The 25,137-nt window shown below is 71.7% G+C and carries 22 protein-coding genes; 12 read left to right on the forward strand and 10 right to left on the reverse strand.

Annotated features, from left to right (window positions below):
- Positions 1–25: 25 nt before the first annotated feature.
- Both SALPAC6_RS0122885 and SALPAC6_RS0122890 read right to left on the reverse strand, forming a co-directional pair.
- Positions 26–1,054, reverse strand: a complete 1,029-nt coding sequence (locus SALPAC6_RS0122885) for a FecCD family ABC transporter permease (RefSeq protein WP_018255644.1) — start codon at positions 1,052–1,054, stop codon at positions 26–28.
- The gene (locus SALPAC6_RS0122890) at positions 1,051–2,151 is read right to left on the reverse strand and encodes a FecCD family ABC transporter permease (RefSeq protein WP_018255645.1); all 1,101 of its coding nucleotides are present in this window, start codon (positions 2,149–2,151) and stop codon (positions 1,051–1,053) included. The genes SALPAC6_RS0122885 and SALPAC6_RS0122890 overlap by 4 nt, the downstream gene beginning before the upstream one ends.
- A gap of 65 nt (positions 2,152–2,216) precedes the next feature.
- On the opposite strand from SALPAC6_RS0122890, the gene SALPAC6_RS0122895 reads away from it, so the two are divergent.
- The 5 genes from SALPAC6_RS0122895 to SALPAC6_RS0122915 all read left to right on the forward strand — a co-directional run bounded on the left by SALPAC6_RS0122895 (position 2,217) and on the right by SALPAC6_RS0122915 (position 8,652).
- Positions 2,217–3,248 carry an ABC transporter substrate-binding protein gene (locus tag SALPAC6_RS0122895; protein ID WP_018255646.1) on the forward strand — a complete coding sequence of 344 codons (1,032 nt, stop codon included), beginning with the start codon at positions 2,217–2,219 and terminating at the stop codon, positions 3,246–3,248.
- A 130-nt stretch (positions 3,249–3,378) separates the two neighbouring features.
- Positions 3,379–4,980, forward strand: a complete 1,602-nt coding sequence (locus tag SALPAC6_RS0122900) for a pyridoxal phosphate-dependent decarboxylase family protein (protein WP_018255647.1) — start codon at positions 3,379–3,381, stop codon at positions 4,978–4,980.
- Between the two features lie 35 nt (positions 4,981–5,015).
- The gene (locus SALPAC6_RS0122905; protein WP_018255648.1) at positions 5,016–6,302 is read left to right on the forward strand and encodes a lysine N(6)-hydroxylase/L-ornithine N(5)-oxygenase family protein; all 1,287 of its coding nucleotides are present in this window, start codon (positions 5,016–5,018) and stop codon (positions 6,300–6,302) included.
- Positions 6,299–6,865 (forward strand): GNAT family N-acetyltransferase, encoded by a 567-nt coding sequence (locus SALPAC6_RS0122910; protein WP_018255649.1) that lies wholly within the window; start codon positions 6,299–6,301, stop codon positions 6,863–6,865. The genes SALPAC6_RS0122905 and SALPAC6_RS0122910 overlap by 4 nt, the downstream gene beginning before the upstream one ends.
- Complete coding sequence (locus SALPAC6_RS0122915; protein WP_018255650.1) at positions 6,862–8,652, forward strand: IucA/IucC family protein; 1,791 nt, start codon at positions 6,862–6,864, stop codon at positions 8,650–8,652. The genes SALPAC6_RS0122910 and SALPAC6_RS0122915 overlap by 4 nt, the downstream gene beginning before the upstream one ends.
- 64 nt (positions 8,653–8,716) lie before the next feature.
- Here the strand turns inward: SALPAC6_RS0122915 and SALPAC6_RS0122920 are convergent, their stop codons facing one another.
- The 4 genes from SALPAC6_RS0122920 to SALPAC6_RS0122935 are packed head-to-tail and all read right to left on the reverse strand — an operon-like array spanning position 8,717 to position 11,803.
- Complete coding sequence (locus SALPAC6_RS0122920; RefSeq protein WP_026189994.1) at positions 8,717–9,781, reverse strand: ABC transporter ATP-binding protein; 1,065 nt, start codon at positions 9,779–9,781, stop codon at positions 8,717–8,719.
- Positions 9,778–10,626 (reverse strand): ABC transporter permease, encoded by an 849-nt coding sequence (locus tag SALPAC6_RS0122925; RefSeq protein ID WP_018255652.1) that lies wholly within the window; start codon positions 10,624–10,626, stop codon positions 9,778–9,780. The genes SALPAC6_RS0122920 and SALPAC6_RS0122925 overlap by 4 nt, the downstream gene beginning before the upstream one ends.
- On the reverse strand, positions 10,623–11,381 hold the full coding sequence (modA, locus tag SALPAC6_RS0122930) for a molybdate ABC transporter substrate-binding protein (RefSeq protein ID WP_018255653.1): 759 nt from the start codon (positions 11,379–11,381) through the stop codon (positions 10,623–10,625). Before modA ends, SALPAC6_RS0122925 begins: the two co-directional genes overlap by 4 nt.
- Positions 11,378–11,803, reverse strand: coding sequence for a TOBE domain-containing protein (locus tag SALPAC6_RS0122935; protein ID WP_018255654.1), 426 nt, complete (start codon positions 11,801–11,803; stop codon positions 11,378–11,380). The genes modA and SALPAC6_RS0122935 overlap by 4 nt, the downstream gene beginning before the upstream one ends.
- A gap of 266 nt (positions 11,804–12,069) precedes the next feature.
- On the opposite strand from SALPAC6_RS0122935, the gene SALPAC6_RS0122940 reads away from it, so the two are divergent.
- Together SALPAC6_RS0122940 and SALPAC6_RS0122945 are read left to right on the forward strand one after the other, a co-directional pair.
- On the forward strand, positions 12,070–12,492 hold the full coding sequence (locus SALPAC6_RS0122940; RefSeq protein ID WP_018255655.1) for a Fur family transcriptional regulator: 423 nt from the start codon (positions 12,070–12,072) through the stop codon (positions 12,490–12,492).
- Between the two features lie 118 nt (positions 12,493–12,610).
- Positions 12,611–13,747 (forward strand): carboxylate-amine ligase, encoded by a 1,137-nt coding sequence (locus SALPAC6_RS0122945; RefSeq protein WP_018255656.1) that lies wholly within the window; start codon positions 12,611–12,613, stop codon positions 13,745–13,747.
- A gap of 99 nt (positions 13,748–13,846) precedes the next feature.
- On the opposite strand, the gene SALPAC6_RS0122950 is transcribed toward SALPAC6_RS0122945, so the two are convergent.
- Complete coding sequence (locus tag SALPAC6_RS0122950; protein ID WP_080636121.1) at positions 13,847–15,628, reverse strand: N-acetylglutaminylglutamine amidotransferase; 1,782 nt, start codon at positions 15,626–15,628, stop codon at positions 13,847–13,849.
- A gap of 322 nt (positions 15,629–15,950) precedes the next feature.
- On the opposite strand from SALPAC6_RS0122950, the gene SALPAC6_RS0122955 reads away from it, so the two are divergent.
- Together SALPAC6_RS0122955 and SALPAC6_RS0122960 are read left to right on the forward strand one after the other, a co-directional pair.
- Entirely contained in the window at positions 15,951–16,880 is a 930-nt protein-coding gene (locus SALPAC6_RS0122955) for an ABC transporter ATP-binding protein (protein WP_018255658.1), read from the forward strand.
- Positions 16,877–18,499, forward strand: a complete 1,623-nt coding sequence (locus SALPAC6_RS0122960) for an ABC transporter permease (protein WP_018255659.1) — start codon at positions 16,877–16,879, stop codon at positions 18,497–18,499. Before SALPAC6_RS0122955 ends, SALPAC6_RS0122960 begins: the two co-directional genes overlap by 4 nt.
- A 25-nt stretch (positions 18,500–18,524) precedes the next feature.
- On the opposite strand, the gene SALPAC6_RS0122965 is transcribed toward SALPAC6_RS0122960, so the two are convergent.
- Entirely contained in the window at positions 18,525–19,502 is a 978-nt protein-coding gene (locus SALPAC6_RS0122965) for a hypothetical protein (RefSeq protein WP_018255660.1), read from the reverse strand.
- Between the two features lie 185 nt (positions 19,503–19,687).
- Between SALPAC6_RS0122965 and SALPAC6_RS26620 the strand changes: the two genes are divergently transcribed.
- Positions 19,688–20,956, forward strand: coding sequence for an MFS transporter (locus tag SALPAC6_RS26620; protein ID WP_050563516.1), 1,269 nt, complete (start codon positions 19,688–19,690; stop codon positions 20,954–20,956).
- Between the two features lie 134 nt (positions 20,957–21,090).
- On the opposite strand, the gene SALPAC6_RS0122975 is transcribed toward SALPAC6_RS26620, so the two are convergent.
- On the reverse strand, positions 21,091–21,498 hold the full coding sequence (locus tag SALPAC6_RS0122975; RefSeq protein ID WP_450097616.1) for a hypothetical protein: 408 nt from the start codon (positions 21,496–21,498) through the stop codon (positions 21,091–21,093).
- Between the two features lie 133 nt (positions 21,499–21,631).
- Positions 21,632–22,618: a LacI family DNA-binding transcriptional regulator gene (locus SALPAC6_RS0122980; protein ID WP_018255663.1), complete on the reverse strand. Its 987-nt coding sequence runs from the start codon at positions 22,616–22,618 to the stop codon at positions 21,632–21,634.
- Between the two features lie 167 nt (positions 22,619–22,785).
- Here SALPAC6_RS0122980 and SALPAC6_RS0122985 point away from each other — a divergent pair, with 167 nt between their 5' ends.
- A complete protein-coding gene (locus tag SALPAC6_RS0122985; RefSeq protein ID WP_026189996.1) occupies positions 22,786–24,000 on the forward strand; it encodes an MFS transporter in 1,215 nt (404 codons plus the stop codon).
- A gap of 256 nt (positions 24,001–24,256) precedes the next feature.
- Positions 24,257–25,036, forward strand: a complete 780-nt coding sequence (locus tag SALPAC6_RS0123000; RefSeq protein WP_026190052.1) for a TIM barrel protein — start codon at positions 24,257–24,259, stop codon at positions 25,034–25,036.
- Positions 25,037–25,137: the final 101 nt, after the last annotated feature.

Here is a 25,137-nt window from a genome sequence, read left to right on the forward strand (position 1 = left end):
TTCGGTGCTCCGTTCTCCGTCGTTGTCACAGTCGGCCCGCCCGGCGTTCGGCCGCCAGTAGCCAGATCAGGTATCCGCCGCCGATCACACCGGTCACCACGCCTACCGGCAGTTGGTGGCCGGGGACGGCGCGCTGAGCGATCTGGTCGGCAACGACCAGTAGTAGCGCCCCGAGCAGCGCCGAGGGCAGCAGGTTGGGACCGGGCGCGCGGGTGAGTCGTCGGGCCAGGTGCGGCGCGGTGAGCGCCACGAAGTTGACCGGGCCGGCAGCCGCCGAGGCGAGGGAGACCAGCAGCACGGCTGCGCCGAGCAGGGCCAGCCGCAGGCGCTCGACCGGCACGCCGAGGGCGTTGGCGGAGTCATCGCCCATCTCCATCAGCCGCAGGGCGGGCCCGGCACCGGCCAGCACCGCCGGCCCGAGTAGGGCGAGGGCGATCAGGACCGGCAGGGCGTGTATCCAGCCCCGGCCGTCGAGGCTGCCGGTGAGCCAGAGTACGGCTCGGGCGGCGTCCATCAGTGGGGCGCGGGTGAGCAGCCACCCATTGATCCCGGTGAGGATCGCGGCGACCCCGATGCCGGCCAGTACGAGTCGGTAGCCGTGCACTCCGCGCCGCCAGGCGATCACATAGACCAGGAGTCCGGTGGCGAATCCGCTGACGGCGGCGGCGCCGGAGAGCATCATGCTGGTGCCGCCGACGACGATCACCACCAGCGCGCCGGTCGCTGCGCCCTGGGTGAAGCCGAGCAGGTCGGGACTGCCGAGGGGGTTGCGGACCAGGGTCTGGAAGACGGCGCCGGCCAGAGCCAGTGCGGCGCCGACCGCGATGGCGGTGGCGAGGCGGGGCAGCCGTAGCTCGTGGACGATGAACTCCTCGGCCGGGGTGCCGTCGCCGACCAGGGTGCGGAGCACGTCCGCGGCGCTCATCGGGTAGTCGCCGCTACCCAGTGCCAGCACCCCCACGGCCAGGGTGAGTAGCGCGCAGGTCACGCCGACGGTGAGGGTGCGCGGGTGCAGGCGCAGCGAGACACCGCCCGGAGTACGCACGACAATCATGGTTGCCCCACCCGCCCGCGGAGTACCAGCCAGAGGAAGAGCGGTCCACCCAGCACGGCGGTGACCATGCCGACCTGGAGTTCGCCGGGGCGGCTGAGGATCCGGCCCAGCACGTCGGCGCCGAGCAGGAGCACGGGTGCGAGCACGGCGCAGTAGGGCAGCAGCCATCGCAGGTCCGGCCCGGTCAGCGCGCGTACCAGGTGCGGGACCAGCAGCCCGACGAAGACGATCGGTCCGCAGGCGGCGGTGGCGGCGCCACAGAGGAGGGTGACCGCCGCGATGACCACCGCCCGGATCAGCGCCGGCCGCGCGCCGAGCGCCCGTGCGGTGTCGTCGCCGAGGGCGAGGGCGTTCAGTGGGCGGGCCACGGCGAGGGCGAGCAGCAGCCCTGCCGCGATGAACGGCGCCACCGTGCCGACGATGGCCAGTTCGGCGCTGGCCAGCGAGCCCACGGTCCAGAACCGCAACCGTTCCAGCGAGGCGGTGTCGAGCAGCATGATCGCGCTCACATATGAGTAGAGGGTGGCGTTGAGCGCGGCGCCGGCGAGGGCCAGTCGCGCAGGGGTGGCGCCGCGCCCGCCGCCCACAACGTAGCCGGCGGCGGTGACGGCGGCGGCGCCGATCAGCGCGAACCAGACCTGTCCGTTCAGTCCCGCGACACCGACGAGGGCCGTGCCGGTGGCTACCGCCGCGGAGGCGCCGGCGTTGATGCCGAGTAGCCCGGGGTCGGCGAGCGGGTTGCGGGTGAGCGCCTGCATGACCGCCCCGGCCACCCCGAGGGCGGCCCCGGCGAGCAGGCCGAGCAGTGTGCGGGGCAGTCGCATCTGGTGGACCACGGTGTATTCGTCCGCGTCGGGGTCGAGTAGTCCGGGCCAGACGTCGGTGAGGGGGAGGGCCTTTGCCCCGACGGCGATGCTGAGCACCGCGACGGCGGCGAGCAGGAGCACGGCGGCGGCGAGGCCGCTGGCACGGGTGGCGGTGCGACCACGTTGGATGGGGTGCGCCGACGTCGCTTGCGCAGCGGACGGCGGTGAATAGGTGACGGACAGGGTGAACTCCGAGTTGGTGCGAATCGCCGAGGCGGGACTTGACAGCATCTTAGGTTAGGTTAGCCTAACTCCGCTGTCCATGGTCGCCCGCGACCCCGACCGAAAGATCTAACATGTCGCACCCCGCCTCCGCCCGTCGACTTTCCCGTCGTGGCCTGCTCGCCGCCGCCGGCGGTGTCAGCCTGGCCGCCCTCCTCGCCGGCTGCGGCAGCGAGGACACCGACACCCCCTCCGCCAACACCAGCTCCGGTCCCTGGTCCTTTACCGACGACCGTGGCGAGAAGCTCTCCGCCGACGCGCCTCCCACCCGCGTCGTCGCCTTCACCGGAGTGGCCGCGGCGCTGGTCGACTTCGGCGTCAACGAGCAGGTCGTCGGCGTGTTCGGCGAGACCACCCGCGCCGATGGCAGCAAGGACCCACAGGCCGGGGAGCTGAACGTGGAGGGCGTGGAGATCCTCGGCAACACCTGGGGCGAGTTCAACCTGGAGAAGTACGCCGGCCTGCGGCCCGAACTGCTGGTCACTCACATGTACGACCCCGACGCGCTCTGGTACGTGCCGGACGAGAGCAAGGACAAGATCGTCTCCCTCGCCCCGGTCGCGGCGGTCACCACTGCCCGGGTGCCGATGACCCAACCCATCGAACGATACGCGCAGCTCGCCGAGTCCCTCGGGGCGAACCTGTCCGCGCCGGCGGTCACCAAGGCGAGGGCCCGCTTCGACGCCGCCGCGGAGTCGGTCCGCGAAGCCGTCAAGGCCAACCCGGGTATCAAGGTGATGGCCTGCTCCGGCAGCCCCGACCTGTTCTACGTCTCCAACCCACAGGTCAGCACCGACCTGATGTACTTCGCCGAGCTCGGCGTCGACCTCGTGGTGCCCACCAAACTGGAGGCGGGCGACTACTTCGAGGCACTCAGCTGGGAAAACGCCGGAAAGTTCCCGGCCGACCTGCTTCTGCTCGACAACCGTGGCACCGCGCTGCAGGCCGACGACCTTGCCGCCAAGCCGACCTGGGCGCAGCTACCGGCCGTGGCGGCCAACCAGGTCACCGCCTGGGACTCCGTGCCCCGCTTCTCGTACGCCGGCGCCGCTCCGCTGCTGGAGAACCTGGCCACCGCGATCAAGGGTGCGAAGAAGGTCAGCTGACCGTCGGGTCCCGGCCGGCGACGCCGCCGGCCGGGACCCCCGCCCGAACCTACTCACCGCAACCGCCGTCAGCGCACGGCGGACGATGGCGGCTGCCCGCACTCGGGTGCCACGAATATGAGGATCGCGCATGAACCCATCCGCAGACCCCGTTGACGCCGTACCGCTCGACCAAGGGCCCACCTCGACCCGGCCCGACCCGGAGTCCGCGTCCTCGGGCGCCGTCGGGGCCGCCCAGGCGTACCTGCTCGGCAACGGTTCGGTCGACCACTACCGACAGGCGCTCGCCGACGGGGTGGAGCGGGTGGCCCGTCGGGTCGCCACGGTCGACCGACCCTTCACCGGGGTCACCCCGGACGAGCTGGCCCCGCTCGTTGGCGGCATCGAGCTCGACCGGCCGCTCGGCGACCACACCACCGCCCTGAACGAGCTGGACGAGCTGTGGCTGCGAGACGCGGTCTGGTTCCACCACCCCCGCTCCCTGGCCCACCTCAACTGCCCGGTGGCAATCCCCGCGCTGCTCGGCGAGGCGATGCTCACCGCGGTCAACCCGTCGCTGGACACCTGGGACCAGAGCGCTGGCGCCACCTTCATCGAGCGCCGGTTGATCGAGTGGACGGCCGCCCGCATCGGCCTCGGAGCGACCGCCGACGGGATCTTCACCAGCGGTGGAACCCAGTCCAACCTGCACGCCCTGCTGCTGGCCCGGGAGGAGGCCGTCGCGCACGCCGCCGATGCCGACACCCGGTCCACGCTCCTGCCCCGGCTGCGGATCCTCACCTCCGCCGCCGGACACTTCAGCGTCCAGAAGGCCGCGAAGCTGCTCGGACTGGCGCCGGACGCGGTGATCACCGTCGAGACCGACGCGGCCCGGCGGATGTGCCCACAGGCGCTGGACCGGGAACTGGAGCGTTGTCAGCGGGCCGACCTGCCGGTGATGGCGGTGGTCGCCACCGCCGGTACCACCGACTTCGGCACCATTGATCCGCTGCCGGAGATCGTCGGGCGCTGCGCCACCGCGGGCGTCTGGCTGCACGTTGACGCCGCGTACGGCTGCGGCCTGCTGGTCTCGCCGACCCGCCGGCACCTGCTCGACGGCATCGAGCAGGCCGACTCGGTGACCGTCGACTACCACAAGTCCTTCTTCCAGCCGGTCAGCTCGAGCGCGCTGCTGGTCCGGGACCGCCAGGTGCTGCGGCACGCCACCTACCACGCCGACTACCTCAACCCGGCCCGGGCGGTCGCCGAGCGCATCCCGAACCAGGTGGACAAGAGTCTGCAGACCACCCGTCGGTTCGACGCGCTGAAGCTGTGGTTGACCCTACGGGTGATGGGCCCGGACGCGATCGGTGCGCTCTTCGACGAGGTCTGCCACCGCGCCGCTGACGCCTGGGCCCTCGCCGACGCCGACCCCCGCTTCGAGGTGGTCGCCCGCTCACCGCTGAGCACCGTCGTCTTCCGCTGGTGCCCCGCCGGCACCGACGCCGAGCTGGCCGACGAGGCCAACCGGCACGCCCGGGCCCACCTCGCCGCCTCCGGTGCCGCCATGGTGGCCGGCACCATGGTTGACGGCCGGGCGCACCTCAAGTTCACCCTGCTCAATCCCGCGACCACGAGCGCGGACGTGACCCTCGTGCTGGACCTGATCGCCGAACACGCCGGTCGGTACGCGCACGACCACGCCCCCGAGCGGAGCGACCACCCCGCCAACCTGTCCTGCTCGGTCGCCTGATCAATCATGCCGCAACACCCCGTCTGGAGAACCACATGACCACCCACGACTTCATCGCGATCGGACTCGGCCCGTACAACCTGGGTCTGGCCTGCCTGACCGAACCGATCTCCGAGCTGGACGGGCTCTTCCTGGAGGCCCGTGCCGATGTCTCCTGGCACCCCGGCATGCTGCTGGAGTCCACCCGACTACAGACGCCGTTCCTCGCCGACCTGGTGACCTTCGCCGACCCCACCTCGCCGTTCTCCTTCGTCAACTACCTGAAGGAGACCGGCCGGCTCTACCCCTTCTACATTCGGGAGAGCTTCTTCCCGCTGCGGGCGGAGTACGACGCGTACTGCCGGTGGGCGGCCGACCGGCTGTCGAACCTGCGCTTCGGGCACACCGTCACCACGGTGGAGTACGACGAGGCCAACGGTGAGTATGTGGTGCACGCGGAGACCGCCGACGGTCCGGTCACCCACCGGGCCCGGCGTCTGGTGCTCGGTACCGGCACCTCGCCGGAGCTGCCCGCCGTCTGCCAGGGGCTGGGTGGGGACGTGTTCCACAACTCCCGCTACGTCGAGCACCGCGACGCGCTGCGGAGCAAGCGGAGCATCACGATCGTCGGTAGTGGGCAGAGTGCCGCCGAGATCTACCACGAACTGCTCACCGACATCGACAGCTACGACTATCAGCTCAACTGGGTGACGCGGTCGCCCCGCTTCTTGCCGCTCGAGTACACGAAGCTGACGCTGGAGATGACGTCACCGGACTACGTGGACTACTTCCACGCGCTGCCGGAGGAGACCCGCTACCGGCTGGAGAAGGAGCAGGTCGGGCTGCTCAAGGGGATCAACTCCGACCTCATCAACAGCATCTTCGACCTGTTGTACGCGCGCAGCACCGACGGCCCGGTCCGTACCCGACTGCTCACCAACACCGAGCTGGTCAGCGCCGCCCACGATGCCGGTACGTACACGTTGGGTCTGCGCCACCACGAGCAGGGCCGGGACTTCACCCTCGACACCGAGGGCCTGGTGTTGGCCACCGGCTACCGGTTCCAGGTGCCGGCGTTCGTGGACGGGATCCGGGACCGGCTCCGCTGGGACAGCCACGGCCGGTTCGACATCGCCCGTAACTACAGCATCGACCACACCGGACGGGAGGTCTTCCTCCAGAACGGCGGCACCCACACGCACAGCGTCACCTCACCCGACCTGGGCATGGGACCGTACCGGAACTCGTACCTCATCCGCGAGCTGCTCGGCCGGGAGTACTACCAGGTGGAGAAGAGCATCACCTTCCAGGAGTTCGGGGCGCCGGTGGCGGTGGACTCGTGACCGTGCACACCCGCCGGGACCCGCTCCTGGGCGAGTTCACGCTGCGCGCTCTCGACCCGGACGGTGACGCCCCGCTGCTGCACCGCTGGGTAACGCATCCGAAGGCGGCCTTCTGGCTGATGCAGGACGCCGACGTGGCGCAGGTCGCCGCCGAGTACCGGCGCATCGCCGACCATCCGCACCACGAGGCGTACCTCGGGTGGCACGCGGGGGCGCCGGTGTTCCTCGCCGAACGCTACGACCCGGCCCACGTGGAGCTCGTGGGCCGGTACGACGCCCGCCCCGGCGATGTCGGTATGCACTTCCTCTGTGCTCCCACCGAGACACCCGTGCACGGATTCACCCATGCCGTCATCACGGCGGTGCTGGACTGGCTCTTCGCCGACCCCGCCACCCAGCGGGTCGTGGTGGAGCCGGACATCCGCAACACCGCTGTCCACGCCCTGAACGCCGCCGTGGGCTTCCAGGTCGTCGGCCCGGTGGAGCTACCGGCGAAGACCGCCCTACTGAGCATCTGCACCCGCGCGGCCTTCCGCGCCGCCACCCAAGGAGCGCCCGCATGACCCCCGGCGACGCTGTCACGCACCTCACCCCGGCGCGCTGGGAGCAGGCCAACCGGCTGTTGGTGCGCAAGGCCCTCGCCGAGTTCGCCCACGAACGGCTGCTCACCCCGGAGCCGATGCCGGCCGAGCCAGGTCGCTACCGCGTCCGCAGCGACGACGGCACGGTCGAGTATCGCTTCACCGCCCGGCTGCTCGCCCTGGACCACTGGCAGATCGACCCGGACAGCATCACCCGACACGGGGATTCCGGGCAGCTGCCGGTTGACGCCGGCGACTTCTGCCTGGAGCTGCGCGGCGCACTCGGTCTCTCCGACCGGGTCCTGCCGGTCTACCTGGAGGAGATCACCGCCACCCTCGCCGGGACCGCGTACAAGCTCGCCCGAGGTGGGCCGGCGGCAGAGAAGCTGGTCGCCGCCGACTTCCAGACCGTGGAGTCGGCGATGACCGAGGGGCACCCCTGCTTCGTGGCCAACAACGGCCGGCTCGGGTTCAGCTCCGACGAGTACCACCGGTACGCGCCGGAGGCCGCCGCGCCGGTGCAGCTGATCTGGCTCGCCGCGCACCGCGACCACTCGACCTTCAGCTGCTCGGCCGAGCTGGACTACGACACGCTGATCCGTACCGAGTTGGATGAGCAGACCCGGTCCCGGTTCGCTGCCACCCTGGCCGGGCTCGGCCTGGACCTCGCCGACCACCACCTGATCCCGGTGCATCCCTGGCAGTGGCGGCACAAGCTGTCGGTCACCTTCGCCGGGGAGGTGGCCCGACGGCACCTGGTCTACCTCGGTGCAGGGCCGGACGACTACCGGGCTCAGCAGTCCATCCGGACCTTCTTCAACCTCACCGAACCCAGCCGACACTATGTGAAGACCGCGCTGTCAGTGCTGAACATGGGCTTCATGCGGGGCCTGTCGGCCGCCTACATGGCGGCCACGCCGGCCATCAACGACTGGCTCGCCGACCTGATCAACGGCGACGAGGTGTTCCGCGGCACCGGGCTGACCATCCTGCGCGAGCGGGCCGCCGTCGGCTACCGGCATCGGCAGTACGAGGCGGCCACCGATCGCTACTCCTCGTACCGGAAGATGCTGGCGGCGCTGTGGCGGGAGAGCCCGGTGCAGGGGTTGGCGCCGGGGCGGCGACTGGCCACGATGGCCTCGCTCCTGCACGTCGACCCGGACGGCCGGTCCCACACCGCCGCGTTGATCGCCGCCTCGGGGCTCACCCCGGCGGCCTGGCTCCGCCGTTACCTCGACGCCTACCTGGTGCCGTTGCTGCACGCCTTCTACGCGCACGACCTCGCGTTCATGCCGCACGGTGAGAACGTCATCCTGGTCCTGCACGAGGGCGTGGTCGAGCGCGTGATCTTCAAGGACATCGCCGAGGAGATCGCGGTGATGAGCGCCGACGCGCCGTTGCCCCCGGCGGTGGAGCGCATTCGTGCGGACGTGCCGGAAGAGATGCGACTGTTGTCGATCTTCACCGATGTTCTCGACTGCTTCCTGCGGCACCTCAATGCCGTGCTGGTCGAGGCGGGGGTCTGCCCGGAGGAGACCTTCTGGCGGACGGTCGCCGAATCCGCCGCCGGATACCTGGACCGGGTGCCGCACCTGGCCGAGCGGGCCCGCCGGTACGACCTCTTCGCGCCCGAGTTCGCGCTCTCCTGCCTCAACCGGCTCCAGCTACGGGACAACCAGCAGATGGTTGACCTCGCCGATCCGGCGGGGGCGTTGCAGCTCGTGGGGACACTGGCCAACCCGCTCGCCCCGTACCGCCCCGGGACCTGACGGCCCGGCCCACAGTGCGCCTACCCGACCCACAGCGCGCCTACCCGGTGGGTAGGCGCGTCCGCTAGCCCGCCGGGTAGGCGCGCGTCTCCGTCACCCCGACCGCGGCCCACACCCGTTGGCCTGGCACCAGGCGCAGGGTCGCCGCGGTCGCGGGCGGTACGTCGGCAGCCACCCGGACCGGACCGTCCAACTGCACCCGCAGGTTGTCACCGTGGCGCTGCACCCCGGCGACCGTGGCCGGCCAGGTGTTGGGCGGGCTACCGGCGGGCTGGTCATCGTGCAGCGCCACCGCCGAGGGGCGGAACGCGACGAAGGCGTCCCCGTCGAGGCGCTCCGGGACGGTGAGTAGGAGCCCGTCGGCGACCCGGATGTGGTTGTTCTCGGCCCGGCCCCGGTGCAGGTTCAGCCCGACCAGCCGGGCGACGTAGTCGGTACGGGGCCGGGCGGTGACGGTGGCGGCATCCCCCTCCTGGACGACCCGGCCCTCCTCCACGATCACCAGCCGGTCGGCCAGCACCAGCGCGTCGAGGGGGTCGTGCGTGACCAGCACGGTGGCACCGGGGTGGGCGGCCAGGTGCCGGTGCAGCTCGGCACGGGTGTCCAGGCGGGTACGGGCGTCCAGGGCGGCCAGCGGCTCGTCGAGCAGCAGCACGGCTGGCCGTACCGCGAGCGCCCGGGCCAGCGCCACCCGCTGCGCCTGCCCGCCGGAGAGCTGCCCGGGTCGCTGGCGGGCGTGTTCGCCCAGCCCCACCCGGGCCAGCCAGTCGACGGCGCTCCGCCGGGCCGTCCGCCGGTTGGCGCCGTGCCGGCGCGGGCCGAAGGCCACGTTGTCGAGCGCGTTCAGGTGTGGGAAGAGCAGGTAGTCCTGGAAGACCACGCCGACCGAGCGGTGCTCGGCGGGGACGAATGTGCGTCGGTCCGGCCGGTCCTGGTCGCTGCCCGCCACCGTGATGTGACCGGCGGTCAGGGGCTGCAGGCCGGCAAGCGCCCGTAGGGCGGTCGTCTTGCCGGCGCCGTTTGGACCCAGCAACGCCACCACCTCACCGGCGGCGACTCGCAGCGGTACGTCCAGCCGGAAGCCGCCCCGCTCCACCGTGAGGCGCGCGTCCAGGAGGTGCCCGGTCACGGTGCGCTGATCCACCGGTCGCGTAGCCCCGCCAGGATCACGACCGAGACGACGAGCAGGATCAGGCTGAGCACGATCGCGGCCTCGACATCGGTCTCGAGCGCCAGGTAGACCGCGAGCGGCATGGTCTGGGTCCGGCCCGGGAAGTTGCCGGCGAAGGTGATCGTGGCACCGAACTCGCCCAGCGCGCGGGCCCAGCACAGCACCGCCCCGGCGGCCAGGCCCGGGCCGACCAGCGGCACGGTGACGTGTGTGAACGTGGTCCACCGGCCGGCGCCGAGGGTGGCGGCGGCCTCCTCGTATCGGCGGTCGGCACCTCGTAGCGCCCCCTCCACGGCGATGACCAGGAACGGCATCGCCACGAACGCCTCGGCGAACACCACGCCGGTGGTGGTGAACGGCAGGGTGATCCCGAAGGTCTGGTCGAGCCAGCCGCCGATCAGCCCGCGCCGACCGAAGACCAGCAGCAGGGCCACCCCGCCCACCACCGGCGGGAGTACCAGGGGCACGGTGACCAGGGCGCGCACGAGACGTCGGCCGGGGAACTCCACCCGGGCGAGCAGCCACGCCAGCGGTACTCCGAGCAGCAGGCAGAGCAGGGTCGCCAGGGTGGCGGTGAGCAGCGACAGCCGCAGCGCGGCGAGCACCCCGGGCTCGGCGAGCCGCTGCGGCAGGGTACTCCACGGGGTGCGGGCCAGCAGACCGATCAGCGGCAGGGTCAGGAAGGCCAGACCGAGCAGCGCCGGCAGCAGCAACGCGACCGGAACGCCACCGCCCCGCCGACGGGCGCCGCGCGGTCGGCGGGAGCCCGCCGACCGGCGGACCGGATGCGCGATGAGCGTCACGGCGCCTGGAACCCGGCCTCGGCGAGCACCGCCCGCGACTGGGCGGATCGGACGTGGGCCACGAAGGCGTGGGCCGCGGTCGGGTTCGGCGCGTCGGCCAACACGGCGATCGGGTAGTCGTTGACGGCCTGGGCGGACTCGGGGAACTCCACCGCCGTCACGTCCGGCGCGGTGGACCGCGTGTCGGTGCGGTAGACGAGAGCGGCGTCCACCTCACCCAGCCGCACCTTTGCCAGGGCCCCACGAACGTCCGCCTCCAGGGTGACCGGGGTCAGCGCGACTCCGGCGGCGTCAAGCGCCCGGCTGGCCGCCGACCCGCACGGCACCTGCTCGGCGCAGAGCGCCACCTTCAGCCCGGGCCGGGTCAGGTCGCTCAGGCTCCGTACGCCCTCGGGGTTGCCGGCGGCGACCGCGATGACGAGCTGGTTGCGGACGAAGACGGCCGGCGTGCCGTCGGCGGTGGCGACGGCGGCCAGGTGCCGCGGGGCGGCGGAGGCGAAGACATCCGCCGGGGCCCCTTCGGTGATCTGGGTGGCGAGGGCGGAACTGCCGGCGAAGTTGAACATGACGGTGCTGCCCGGGTGGGCTGCCTCGAAGTCGCGCCCGATCCGGTCGAACGTCGCGGTGAGGGAGGCGGCGGCGAAAACGGTTACCGTGCCGGTCACCCCACCGTCGGCGGTTCCGTCTCCTGGGGTGCCACAGCCGGTCAGGACCAGCGCGACGGCACCCGCCACGATCGAGGTGCGCAGCCTCACGGCGCGGGCCTTCCCCGGGCGCCGGCCGGCGGCGTAGCCCGTTCGACCAGTACGTTCGTCGACTTGATCACGGCGACGGCCAGCGAGCCGACCCGCAGGTCCAATTCGTCGACGGCCTCCCGGCTCATCAGGGAGACGATGCGGAACGGGCCGGCCTGGATGTCGACCTGGGCCATCACGGTGTCCCGGACGACACCGACGACGATGCCGCGTAGTCGGTTGCGGGCCGACGAGGCGTCGGACCGCTCGTCGCGCTCGGCCGCCTGCGCGCGGGCGAACGCCGCCAGATCCACCCCGTCCACGGCGCGGTGTCCGTGCTCGTCGCGCTCGGCCCGAATGCGCCCGGCGTCGATCCAGCGGCGGACGGTGTCGGCGCTCACCCCGAGCAGCTCGGCCGCTTCCCCGATCCGGAACCTCGTCACCGGGTCACTCTAGCGTCTGCATCCGAGAGCCGTTACCCCGCTCCTCCCGGGTGGTTGCAAGGTTCCGGAGTCAAATTTCCTCGCAACCGCGAGGTTTGGGTTCTGGTCGGGCACTGGGCGTGGCCACCTGCCCCGGTGGTCAGTCGACCCCGGCGGCGGGATCGACAGGCTCGGCCGGCGCCGCGGTGTACGCCTCGGGCCGGGTCTGACCCGGCGGCGCATAATGTGGGTATGCCGGAGCTGCCCCGGCGGTCAGCACACGTGAAATGGTGGGGAGTACGGTGCCGCAGACGATCCCGAACGCAACCCGGAACACCCGGCAGCGGGCCGAGGTGCTCGCGCTACTCGGGGAGGTCGACGGGTTTCACACGGCGCAGCAACTGCACCGGATGCTCTGCGACCGCGACGCCCGGGTGGGCCTGACCACCGTCTACCGGACCCTGCAGCTCCTGGTGGACGCTGGTGAGATCGACTCCACCCGGCTGCCCGGCGGCGAACAGCTCTTCCGCCAGTGCAGCCAGAGTCGTCACCACCACCACCTGGTCTGCCGGTCCTGCGGACGGACCGTGGAGGTGGCCGGCCCGGCGGTCGAACGCTGGGCCGACCAGGTGGCGGCCGAGCACGGCTTCACCGATGTCGGGCACACCCTGGAGATCTTCGGCACCTGCGCCGCCTGCGCCGAGTCCTGAGCTCTGCCGGCTGTCACCAGCCGGGGCGTTTCCCGCCCCGTCGGCCGGGAAATCGGCACCGCGGCACCCCGGCAACGCGGCGTCTCGCGCGCCGCCCGACGAACGGACGCCGATCGCCATGACGTACCGTCCGGCCACCGACCGTCCCGACCTGGACACCCTCACCCTCGGGGTGGAGGAGGAGTTTCTGCTGCTGAACTCCGACACGGGAGAGAGCATGCCGGTCGCCGCCCGGGTGCTCGACGGGTTGTCCGGTACCGCCTACGAGCAGAGCCGGCGGGAGTTTCGACACAGCATGGTCGAGATGGTCACGCCGGTCGTATCCGATCTGACGGAGCTGCGGCGGCACCTGGTGGCGCTGCGTACCGCCGCCATCGACGCGGCCGAGACCGCCGGCGCCCGCCTCGTCGCGGTGGGAGCTACTCCGGTGAACGAGGCGCACCGGACCGTACCGGACGAACCCCGATATCACGCGATGTCCCGGCGGTTCGGACCGGTCGCGCACGACCCGGCGGTCTGCGGCTGCCACGTGCACGTCGGCCTGCCCGACCGGGAACTGGCGGTCCAGGTCTGCAATCACCTGCGCCCGTGGTTGCCGGTCGTGCAGGCCCTCACCGCCAACTCGCCGCTGCACGACGGCCAGGACACCGGGCACGCGAGCTGGCGGGCGATGCAGCTGGAGCGTTGGCCGAGCATCGGCCCCACCCCGTACTTCGACTCGGCCGCCGACTACGACGCCACGGTGGCGGATCTGATCAAGGCGGGGATCATGCTCGATGCCGGGATGGTCTACTGGTATGTCCGACCCTCCGTCGCGTATCCCACGGTCGAGATTCGGGTTGGCGACGTCTGTCCCACGGTTGACGACACGGTGCTGGTGGCTGCGCTGGTCCGAGCCCTCGTCGCCACCCTCGCGGCGGATGTCCGGGACGGTGTCCGCGCGACCAGGATCCGTGGCTGCCTGGTCTCCGCCGCCCACTGGCGGGCCGCTCACGACGGGCTCGACGGTGACCTTGTCGACCTTCGCACCGGGCACGCGCGGCCGGCCTGGGACCTGGTGGACGAGTTGTTCGCCCTCGTCACGCCCGCCCTGGAACGCCAGGGCGACCGGGGGTACGTGCTCGACCAGCTAATCCGGCTCCGGGACGAGGGCACCGGCGCGGCACGGCAGCGTCGGATTCTGGAGCGGACCGGATGCGATGTCCGCGCCGTGCTGGCCCACCTGGCCGCACAGACCCGCCCCGTCCCGGCCTGAGCTGGGCCGAACCGCCCATCGCCTGAGCCGGCCGAACCGCCGGTCCCGGCCTACCGCTGGGCCGTGGCTGCCCGTTCTACCGCGGGTGTGGCCGTCCGTTTACCGCTGGTGCGTCTGCAACCACAGCTCCAGCAGCCCGAGCTGCCACAGTTTGTTGCTGCCGGCCGCGGCCTGCGTCGCCGCCGGGTCGGCGAGCAGTGCGTCAACGTACTCGGGCTGGAACAGCCTTCGTTCCTGGGCGGCGGGTGCCCGCAGCGCGTCGAGCACCAGCTCCCGTACCCGCCCGGAGACGTTGCGCAGCGCCGGCACCGGAAAGTATCCCTTCGGCCGGTCGATCACCTCGGCCGGCAGCACCTCCCGAGCGATCTCCCTGAGCACGCCCTTGCCGCCCTGCGCCACCTTGTGCTCGGGCGGACAGGCCGCAGCCAGCGCCACCAGGTCCTGGTCCAGGAAGGGGGTGCGGACCTCCAGCCCCCACGCCATGGACATGCTGTCCACCCGCTTGACCGGGTCGTCGGGGAGCATCCGGTGCGTGTCCAGGCGTAGCACCGCGTCCAGCGCGGTCTCCGCGCCGGGCGCGGCCAACTCGGCGACGAGCAGCTCCCGGCTGGCATCCCGGTCGTGGGCGTACGCCGGACTGACAACCCGGGACAGCTCGGCGTGGTCGCGGTCGAAGAAGGCCGAGGCAAACACCTCCGCCGCCCCGTCCCGGGGTACCGCCGCGAGCGGCTGGTGGTAGCCGTACCCGGCGAACACCTCGTCGGCGCCCTGCCCCGACTGGGCCACCTTGACGTGCGTGGCCACCTGCTCGCTGAGCAGGTGGAAGGCCACCACGTCGTGGCTGCCCATCGGCTCGGTCATCGCGGCAATCGTGGCCTGGACCGCCGGCAGGAGGTCGTTGTCGGCGAGCCGGATCCGCCGGTGGTCGGTGCCGAAGGCCCGGGCCACCTGGTCGGAGTAGTGGAACTCGTCGCCGGCCTCGTCGCCCCGGCTGTCGAACCCGATGCTGAACGTTTGCAGGTGGTGTTGGCCCGCCTCGGCGAGCAGGGCCACGATGAGACTGGAGTCCAGGCCACCGGAGAGCAGCACTCCGACCGGGACGTCCGCCACCAGCCGCCGGCGAACCGCCGTGCGCAGGGCGTCACCGACCGCCGCCTGCCAGTCCCGGGCATCCCGGCCGGCGTGGGCGGGGTCGCGGGCGTACTCCGGCTGCCAGTAGACGTGTTCGCGGCTGCGCCCGTCCGCCTCGACCACCCGCAGCGTCGCCGGGGGCAGCTTCCGGACGCCGCGCAGCACGGTCCGCGGCGCCGGCACAATCGAGTGCCAGGAGAGGTAGTGGTGCAGGGCAACCGGGTCGATCTCGGTGTCCACCTCGCCGGCGTGCAGTAGTGCGGGCAGGGTTGAGGCGAAGCGCAGGCGGCCGGGGGACTCCGCCAGGTAGAGGGGCTTGATGCCGAGCCGGTCACGGGCCAGCACCAGCCGCTGGCGGGTCTGGTCGACCAGCGCGATCGCGAACATGCCGACCAGGTGGTCGACGAAGGCCTCCCCCCACTCGGCGTACGCCACCAGGATGACCTCGGTGTCACTGGTGGAGCGGAAGGTGTGCCCGGCGGCGCGGAGCTCCTCACGCAACTGCGGGTAGTTGTAGATGCACCCGTTGAAGACCAGCGCTGATCCGAGGTCCTCGCGCACCATCGGCTGAGCGCCGGTGTCGGAGAGGTCGATGATGGTGAGCCGGCGGTGTCCCAGGGCTACCCAGCCCTCCGTCCAGTGGCCGGTGTCGTCCGGGCCGCGGGACTCCATCGCCTGGCTCATCCGGATCACCGCCTCGGTGTCCGGCCTTGATCCGTCAAAACGCACTTCCCCGCTGATGCCGCACACGCTCAGTGCCCCTCCGGCCGCTGTCCGGCGGTCCGGGCGGGTCGATGGCCGAACGTCGAATCCATGGCCACCGTCCCGTCGCACCGTCTCACCTGGCCACCGGGCATGGCCCGGGCCCCGTCCCGATCACGGGTGCGGCGGGTACCCGTGATCGGGACGCTCAAACCCGGCCCGGTGCCCGCCGCCGTCCGGGCCGGGTTTCGAGCCGGATCCGAGACCGGTATAGCGTGGCGCAGGACTCCTAGGGTGGTGTCGATCGGTTCACCCGGGTGAGGTACCGGACGCGCGCAACCGGCGCGAACTGACGGCGACAGGAGACCCCATGCCCGCTATCGCGGTTGACGGACTGGTGAAGAGCTTCGGTGCGGTCCGCGCACTCGACGGGCTCAACCTGCGGGTGGAGGCGGGGGAGGTGCACGGCTTCCTCGGGCCCAACGGTTCCGGAAAGTCCACCACCATCCGCGTCCTGCTCGGGCTGCTGCGTGGTGACGCCGGCAAGGTGCGGCTGCTCGACGGTGACCCGTGGCACGACGCGGTGGCGCTGCACCGCCGACTCGCCTACGTGCCCGGTGACGTGAACCTGTGGCCCAACCTCTCCGGTGGGGAGGCGATCGACCTGTTCGGGGCCCTGCGCGGTGGCTTGGACCAGCGCCGTCGCGACGAGCTGCTGGAGCGATTCGACCTCGACCCGACCAAGAAGTGCCGGGCCTACTCCAAGGGCAACCGGCAGAAGGTGGCGATCGTCGCCGCCTTCGCCTCCGACGTCGAGCTGTACGTGCTCGACGAGCCGACCTCCGGGCTCGACCCGTTGATGGAGGCGGTGTTCCAGGATGAGGTGCGGCGGCTCACCGGCAACGGCGCCACGGTGCTGCTCTCCAGTCACGTGCTCGCCGAGGTGGAGGCGCTCTGCGACCGGGTCAGCATCATCCGCGCCGGCCGTACCGTTGAGTCCGGCTCCCTGAGTGAACTGCGGCACCTCGCCCGCACCACGGTCACCGTCGACACGGCGCGCCCGTTGACCGGCGTCGCGGAGCTACCCGGCGTACACGAGGTCCGGGCCGTTGACGGCCGGGTCCGGTTGGAGGTCGAGCCGGAGCACCTCGACGCGTTGCTCGCCCACCTGATCCGCTTCGAGGTCCGGGCCCTGGTGAGCGCACCGCCCACCCTGGAGGAGCTGTTCCTGCGGCACTACGACGGGGCCGACGACGGTCGGGCCGCCGTGGCCGACAGCGGCGCGGAGCGGGCCCGGTGAGCGCGTTCACCGGCACCGGCCGACTGGCCCGGCTCGTCCTGCGCCGCGACCGGATCAAGCTCGGGGCCTGGCTGCTCGGTACGCCGTTGCTCGGGTTCGCCCTCGCCGGTAGCGTCATCGAGTTCTACCCCGACGAGGCCGCTCGTCTCAGCTATGCCGATACCGCGCTCACCAGCGTGGTGGCGCGCGCCTTCAACGGGCCGATCTTCAACGCCGAGCTGGGCTCGATCGTCGTCGCCGAGGCATACCTGACGCTAACCCTGCTCGCCGCCCTGGTCAGCACGTTCGCCGTCGTCCGGCACACCCGACAGAACGAGGAGACCGGCCGGGCGGAGCTGCTCGGTGCGGCCGTCGTCGGTCGGCACGCGTTGCTCACCGCCCCGTTGCTTGTTGTCGTCGGGGCGAACGCCGCCGCCGGCCTACTCCTCGGGCTGGCCTTCGCCGCCGCCGGCCTGCCACTGGCCGGATCCCTCGCCGCTGGCGGGGCGGTCGGCGGAGTCGGCGTCGCCTTCACCGCTGTCACCGCCGTCGCCGCCCAGCTCACGGTCACCTCCCGGGGTGCGAACGCGCTGGCCGCGGCCACCGTCGGGGTGGCGTTCCTGCTCCGTGCCGCCGGGGATGTCCTCGGTGAGCGGGACGGCCTGCAACTGGTGAGCGCCTGGCCGTCCTGGCTCTCCCCGCTCGGCTGGGGCAACCAGGTACGCGCGTTCGGTGCCGAGCGGTGGTGGGTTCTGGGCCTGCCGGTCGTGTTGCTGGTCGGCGCCACCCTGGCCGCGTTCGGTCTCGCCCGCCGACGGGACCTCGGCGCCGGGCTGCTCAGCGACCGGCGGGGGCCGGCTCGTGCCGCCGCCGGCCTGCTCAGCCCGAGTGGACTGCTCTGGCGGCTGCACCGCGGCTCCCTGGTCGGCTGGTCGGTGGCGGTGGCGATCCTCGGGATATCGATGGGCTTCGCCGCGGACGAGGTCAACGACGTGATCGCCGAGAACCCGGCCGCCGCCGAGCTGATCGCCGCGATGGGGGGCGGGGTCGACGACCTGGTTGACGCGTTCCTCGCCGCGATGCTGGGGGTGTTCGCGTTGGCCATCGGCGCGTACGTGGTGCAGGCGTTGCTGCGTACCCGCGCCGACGAGTCGGGTGGCGTCCTGGAGGCGGTACTCGCGACCGCGGTGGGTCGGGTTCGCTGGCTGACCACCCAGGTGGTGGGCGCCGTCCTGGGCGCGGCGGTCCTCGTGTCGCTGGCCGGGCTCGCGACCGGCCTCGGCTACGGACTCGCGGCCGGTGATCCGGGCAGGTGGGCGCTTCGCCTGGGCGGCGCCGGGCTGCTGCAACTACCGGCGTTGCTGGTGGTGGCGGGCTTGGTGACCGCGCTGCTCGGGTTGGTTCCCCGGTGGTCGGTGTCGCTGTCCTGGGCGGTGCTGATCGGGTTCCTGCTGTTGGGACAGCTCGGCGCGGTGCTCGACCTCCCGCAGGCGGTGCTCAACCTCTCGCCGTACACCCATGTCCCCGCAGTGCCGGCGGTCGAGGCGACCGTGCCGCCGTTGGTGCTGCTCACCGCCGTGGCCGGTGCACTGCTCACCGCCGGGCTGGCCGGCTTCCGCCGCCGCGACGTCCCCAGCTGAGTGGCTCGCAGCTCGAGTCCGGGCGCTAGCCGGAGACCTCGGGCTCCGGCTCCGGTTCGGACTCCGGGCCGGTGTGGCGTTGGCGTAGCAGTTCACCGCTCCACCGCGCGGCGGCCCGCTGCTCGGAGAGGATCCGCTCCCGGGCGCGGGCCAGCTCCTCGCGGACCGCTTCCGAGAGGTCGGCGTCGGGCAGGTCGGCGAGGATCGCCGACCAGCGTCGGTTGAGCTGCTCGGCGTAGCGGGCGCGGCGGAGGAGCTCCTCGTGCCGGCAGTCCAGCGCGATCACGCGCTCCCAGTAGGGCTGGAGGGCTTGACGGACTCGCTCATCGAGCTGCACCCATGCTGTGGGACGGCAGGTCACCGTCTGACCACCGCGCTCGAACGACCACGGTTCCTGCTGGGCGAGCTTCCGCTGAAGCTGCGCTTCCAGCTCACCGGCCCGGTGCGGTGCGACGGTACGGGCGAGGTCGCCGGCGATGCTGGTGAGCCGCTGGGTGGCCGGTGGCAGAAAGTAGTGGGCGTACCAGGCGAGCTGATCCGGTCGCAGTCCCTGCGAACGCCAGGTGAGGTCGGCGCGGATAGTGAAGGTGAAGACGTAACCCCGGGCGAAGACGGTGATCGGACCGGCGGGCTCACGCCGTTCGATCGGATCCTGTGGTGGGGACGGTGCCGGCCCCTGCTTCGCGGCCGTGTCGACCGTACGGGCCACCGTGAGCAGCCACCGCCACAGCCGCTGGGTGGCCGGTGCCAGCCGGGCGGCGAGTCGCCGGGCCGCTGAGATCAGCCGGGTGGCGAACGGACGGGCCGCTGGTGCCAGCCGGGCGATAACTCGGCGCGCTCCGGCCGCCAGCCGGGCGACGCTTCGTCGGCACGCTCGCACCAGCCGGGCCCAGCGGCCCGGTCGCCCGGGATCCGGCGCGCCCTGGCGATGCTGACGCGGATCGGGGGGTGTGGCCTCCGCAGGCGCCTCCGCAGGCGCCTGCGCCGGCGGGCCGTCGGCCATGTCGCCTCCCTCGTCCGTCAACCGGTCCGCCGGGCCGAGCGGTGGTGCGGTCGGTGCCAGGTACGAGGGGGTGCCGGCAGGTGCGGTGTCGCCGCCTACTCACGTTAACAAGGACCGGGCCAGTGGGCCGGCAGCGGCACGGCGTGCCGATCGGCGCTCGGCTGACAGTGCGAGAGGATCCAGCCGTGAGTAGCGTCGTCGCCCCGGCCGCCGCACGGTCGGTGCTGGCTGCCCGGACTGGGGTCGTGGTGGTGTTCGCCCTCAACGGCTTCGTTATCGGGTCCTGGTTCTCCCGGGTGCCGGCGGTCCGGGAGACGCTGGACCTCTCCGCGGGCCGGCTCGGGTTGCTGTTACTCGCGATGTCGGTCGGTGCGGTGGTGGCGATGCCCATCTCTGGTCTGGTCGTTCAACGGCTGGGCACCGCCCGGACGGTGGTGGTGGCGGCGCTGACGCTCTCGGTCGGACTGCTGGTAACCGGTGTGTGTGCGAGCGTGGCCGGCTGGCCGCCCGGGGTGGCGGTGGGGCTGTTTGTCTTTGGCTACGGCACCGGTACCTGTGATGTCGCGATGAACATCGAGGGTGCTGCGGTGGAGCGGCGGCTCGGTCGTACGGTGATGCCACGGTTTCACGCGGCGTGGAGCCTGGGTTCGGTGGCGGGGGCGGCTCTTGGTGCGGTGGCCGCTGAGCTGGGGCTGGTGTTGGCTCTTCACTTGCCGCTGGTCGGCGGGGCGGTACTGGTCGGGATGGTCTTCGGTGTTCGAGAGTTTCTGCCGGCTGCCGAGACGACATCGGCCGGCGGCGCGGTGTCGCCGGCGGCCCGCCGTCGTTCGCTGTTGGCGGCCTGGCGGGAGCCACGGACCCTGCTGATCGGTCTGTTTGTGTTGGTCGCGGCGTTCAGTGAGGGGAGCGCCACCGACTGGGTCGCGATTGCGTTCGTTGATGGGTATGGCGTCAGCGAGGCGGCCGGGGCCGTCGTGTACGGGATCTTCGTGGTCGGCATGACCATTGGCCGGATCACCGGCACCCTCGCCCTGGACCGGTGGGGGCGGGTGCCGGTGCTCAGCGGTGCGATCCTGCTCGCGGTGGCCGGCGTGAGCGTGGCGGTACTGGCTGAATCCGAGCCGGTGGCGGCCGTCGGCGTGGCGTTGTGGGGCCTCGGCGGCTCGCTCAGCTTTCCGGTGGGGATGAGTGCGGCGGCCGACGAGGAGGAGCGTGCCCCGGCCCGGGTCAGCGTCGTCGCCGCGATCGGCTACACCGCGTTCCTCGCCGACCCGCCCTTGCTCGGCCTGATCGGGGACCGGGTCGGGACACTGCACGCCCTGCTGGTGGTGCCGATCTTGCTGCTGTTGTCGGTCGTGTTGGTGCCAGCCACCCGTCCTCCTCGCGGACGCCCGAGTGATCACCGTGCCCGTCGTCGCCGGGGCAGGGATCCGAGCCGGCGAAGGAAACTCTGAGGCGGACACCCGATGGTGGATAGCCGGGGCAGCTCGACAGCGAGAAACCGGACGTACCCGATCCCATCGCGCACGGCGGATGAGCCGCACCCCCGCAGCGGCCTCGCGCTGCTGTCGCCGGCGGACAAGACTCATCAGCTATGTGGCGGTGCCACGCTCTCCAGCTCGTCAATGCTGCCGGACATGATCGTGCGAATATGCGCGGTGGTGTGCGCCAACGGCCAGTCCCACCAGGCAAGCGCCATCAGGCGGGCAAACTCTTCTTCGTGGAGGCGGCGGCGGATCACCCGGGCCGGGTTGCCGCCGACGATGCTGTATTCGGGGACATCGTCAACCACAACAGATCCAGAAGCAACGATCGCCCCGCTGCCGATGTGGACGCCGGGCATAATCATCGGAAACGGGAAGGTCGAGGGCCCGTCCATGCGGTGATTGGCGCCGGTCGGATCGTCCGGGTCATCGTAGTAGGTGAACTCCCCAACCTCGATCAGCGGCGAGGTGATCAGTGGCTTCAGCAGCACCACACGTGGCTGTTCGGGCATCGGATGTAGGACATCCGGATCGGCTGGAGTGCCCGTCATCGCAACGTCCTTCTGGGTAAGAAGTGGAAACCGGGACTGTAGCGCCCAGGCGGGAGGCTGTCACCGCGCCCGTTTTGCGGAGAAGCGCGTTGCGTCAGCCGCTCATCCGGTGCACCGGGCGGGACGGAAAGAGCGTTGGCGGCAGGACCGCGTCGCCGTTGAGTACGGCGGTCACGGCGGCTGTCGCGATTCCGGCCACCGGGTGGGTGGACGTGGTGAGCGAGGGGTTGGTCATCGCGGCCAGTGGGGTGTCGTCGAAGCCGGTCACCGCGATGTCCCCGGGGACCTGGACGCCATCCCGAAGGAGCCCGTTGAGCACGCCGAACGAGGTCACGTCGCTGGCGCCGACGATCGCGTCGGTGTCCGGCCAGCGGGCCAGAACCTCCCGGGCCGCGGCACGACCTCGGTCCGCGGTGAAGTCACCCCGGACCAACCGGGGCGGTAGCCCCGCCGCGCGCAGCACTGACCGGTAGGCGCGCACCGAGCGGCCGGCACAGGGCAGCCAGCGAGAACCACTGATCATGGCGATGTGGCGGCGGCCCGTCGCGTACAGGTGCTCTACCAGTGCTGTGGTGCCACCGCCGTTGTCGATGTCGAAGGAGGCCACCACGGGGGAGCCGACGCCGAGCGAGGCGACCCGGCCCCGCAGCGTCGGCGGCACGGCGGCCAGGACCGCGGGGGTGGTGTTGACCAGGACCAGCCCGCTCACCCCGCGCTGCTCGGCGAGCCGGCGTAGCTGGGTCAGATCCCGGGTCGGCAGCCAGTGCAGGGCCACGCCGACGCCGTGCGGGGCGCACACCCGGGCGGCGGCGCCGACAACCTGGTCGACGTACGGGTCCTCGAGCACCCGGGGCGAAGTGCCGTGGACCACCATGACCAGCCGGACACCGGTGCCGCGGACCAGGGCGCGGGCGGCCAGGTCCGGTACGTAGCCGAGTTGTTCGGCGGCGGCAGTGACCCGGTCGCGGGTGTGGGCCGCGGCGTACCCGTTGTTGGCCAGCACCCGAGAGGCGGTGGCCCGGGAGACGTCGGCCGCCCGCGCCACATCCGCCAGAGTCGGCGCGCGCTGCGGTGCCGGCATCGTGATCCCCTCCCCGTTCCCGCCGCCGGGCGACGTGTGTGGTCAGGACATTATTGCTCGGCTCGACGGCGATGGCCTGCGAAGACTTTTCGGTTTGCACTGAGAACGTTCTCAGGGGTGTGCTCGTGCGGTCCGCCCTGATCACCTTGCGCGAGAGGACCCCTGTCGTGAACAGCGTTACTACTCCGGTCGCCCCCGCTGCCCGCCCTCGGTCGGTGCTGGCCGCCCGCACCGGTGTCGCGGTGGCGTTCGCCCTCAACGGCCTCGCCATCGGGTCCTGGTTTGCCCGGGTACCGGCGGTCCGGGAGGCACTCGACCTCAGCGCGGGTCGGCTCGGGCTGCTGCTGCTCGCCATGTCGACGGGAGCGGTGGTGGCGATGCCCACCTCCGGTCTGGTCGCCCAGCGGTTGGGTACCGCCCGGACGGTGGCGCTGGGGGCCCTTCTGGTCTCCGTGGGCTTGGGGACCGCCGGTGTCTTCGCCAGCACGGCCGCCTGGCTGCCCGGGGTCGCGGTGGGCCTCTTCGCCTTCGGCTACGGCACCGGCACCTGGGATGTCGCGATGAACATCGAGGGCGCTGTCGTGGAGCGACGGCTCGGCCGTACGATCATGCCTCGGTTCCACGCCGCGTGGAGCCTGGGTTCAGTGGCCGGGGCCGGCCTCGGTGCGGTGACCGCTCAGGTGGGGCTGGCGGTGGCCGTCCACCTACCGCTGACTGCCGGGGCGGTGCTGGTCGGCGCGGTGTTCGGCGCCCGGGCCTTCCTGCCGGTCTCCGAGACAACGCCGGCCGCCGACGGAGTCTCCCCGGCAGCCCGCCGCCGGGCGTTGATGGCCGCCTGGCGGGAACCACGGACCCTGCTGATCGGTCTGTTTGTACTGGTCGCGGCGTTCAGCGAAGGGGCTGCCACCGACTGGGTCGCGGTCGCGTTCGTGGACGGCTACGGCGTCACCGAGGCGGCCGGAGCCGCCGTCTACGGCGTGTTCGTGATCGGCATGACCATCGGCCGGACCGTCGGCACCCTCGCCTTGGACCGCTGGGGCCGGGTGTCCGTGCTCGGCACCACGATCCTGCTCGCCGTGGTCGGCGTGAGCGTGGCGGTGCTGGCCGGTTCCGGGCCGGTTGCGGTCGCCGGCGTGGCGTTGTGGGGCCTCGGTATCGCCCTCAGCTTCCCGGTGGGGATGAGCGCAGCGGCCGACGAGGAGGAGCACGCCCCGGCCCGGGTCAGCGTGGTGGCCGTGATCGGCTACACCGCGTTCCTTGCCGGAGCGCCCCTGTTGGGCCTGATCGGGGATCGGGTCGGGACGCTGCACGCCCTGTTGGTCGTGCCGATTCTGCTACTGCCGTCGCTGGCGTTGCTGCCGGCTACCCGCCCTCCTCGTTGACTGCCCGATCTACGTGGCCGTCGTGGCGGTGGCAACCGACGTGTCGCTGGGCCGCACCCTGCTGGCGTGCCTGGTCGTCGCGTTCGCGGGGCGGGGCACACGCTGATTGACCGCAGGTGTTCCTCGCCGATTTCGGACATCCGGCCTCGGACCGGAGCCGCGGCGCGTACTTTGACGGCCAAGGGGTGGTGTTGACACCACCCGACCGCTGCCCGAGCCACCGCCGGACCGCGCGCGACGAATGAAGCGGGGCATCGTGAGCATCAAGCAAAGTTTCGCCTGGTGGTCGTTCGCGGAGGCGCCGCAGCAGGTGCCCGACCTGCTGCGGCAGGCCGCGACCATCGGTTACCAGGGCGTCGAATTCCTGCCCCGCGACCGTTGGCAGGAGGCCTACGACCTGGGCCTGGAACTGACGGTAATCGACGGTCACGAGTGCGTTGAGGTCGGCTTCAGCGATCGGGCCAATCACCGGGCACTGGCCGATGAGGTATGCCGCAACCTGGAGATCGCGATCGCGGGAGGGGTGCGGAACCTTGCGGTCGCCTCGGGTAACTGGTCCGGCCCTCCGCATGACGGGATCAGCATCTGTGCCGAGGGCCTGGCACCCCTCGCGGCCGAAGCCGAGGCCGCCGATGTGGGGCTGCTGCTGGAACCGCTCAACACGAAGGTGGACCACGTCGGGCACGAGTGCGACTCCACGGACTGGGCGGCGGCGGTCATCGAACGGGTCGGCTCGCCAGCCCTGCGGATGCTCTACGACATGTACCACATGCAGATCATGGAAGGTGACCTTATTCGGACAATAAGGAATACGTTTCCGCTTATCGGCCACGTTCACGTGGCCGGTGTGCCGGGCAGAGCCGAACTCGACGACCGCCAGGAGGTGAACTGGCGAGCGATCGCCGCGGTGCTGCGGGAGCAGGACTACCCCGGGTACGTGACCCACGAGTTCATCCCGCAGGGCGAGCCGGTCGCCGCACTACGGCAGGCCTTCGGAGTCTTCGCCCAGCCGGCGGCCCAGGCCGCCCGCAGTTGACCGGGCATCCGCAGCTGACCCGGGCGTCCCGACCGCGCCCGATCGCGGTACGGGTCGACGTCGCCTACGGAAGGTGGATGGCTACCTCCGAACGGTGGCCC

The organism is Salinispora mooreana (genome assembly GCF_000379065.1).
In the GTDB taxonomy this organism is placed as follows: domain Bacteria; phylum Actinomycetota; class Actinomycetes; order Mycobacteriales; family Micromonosporaceae; genus Micromonospora; species Micromonospora mooreana.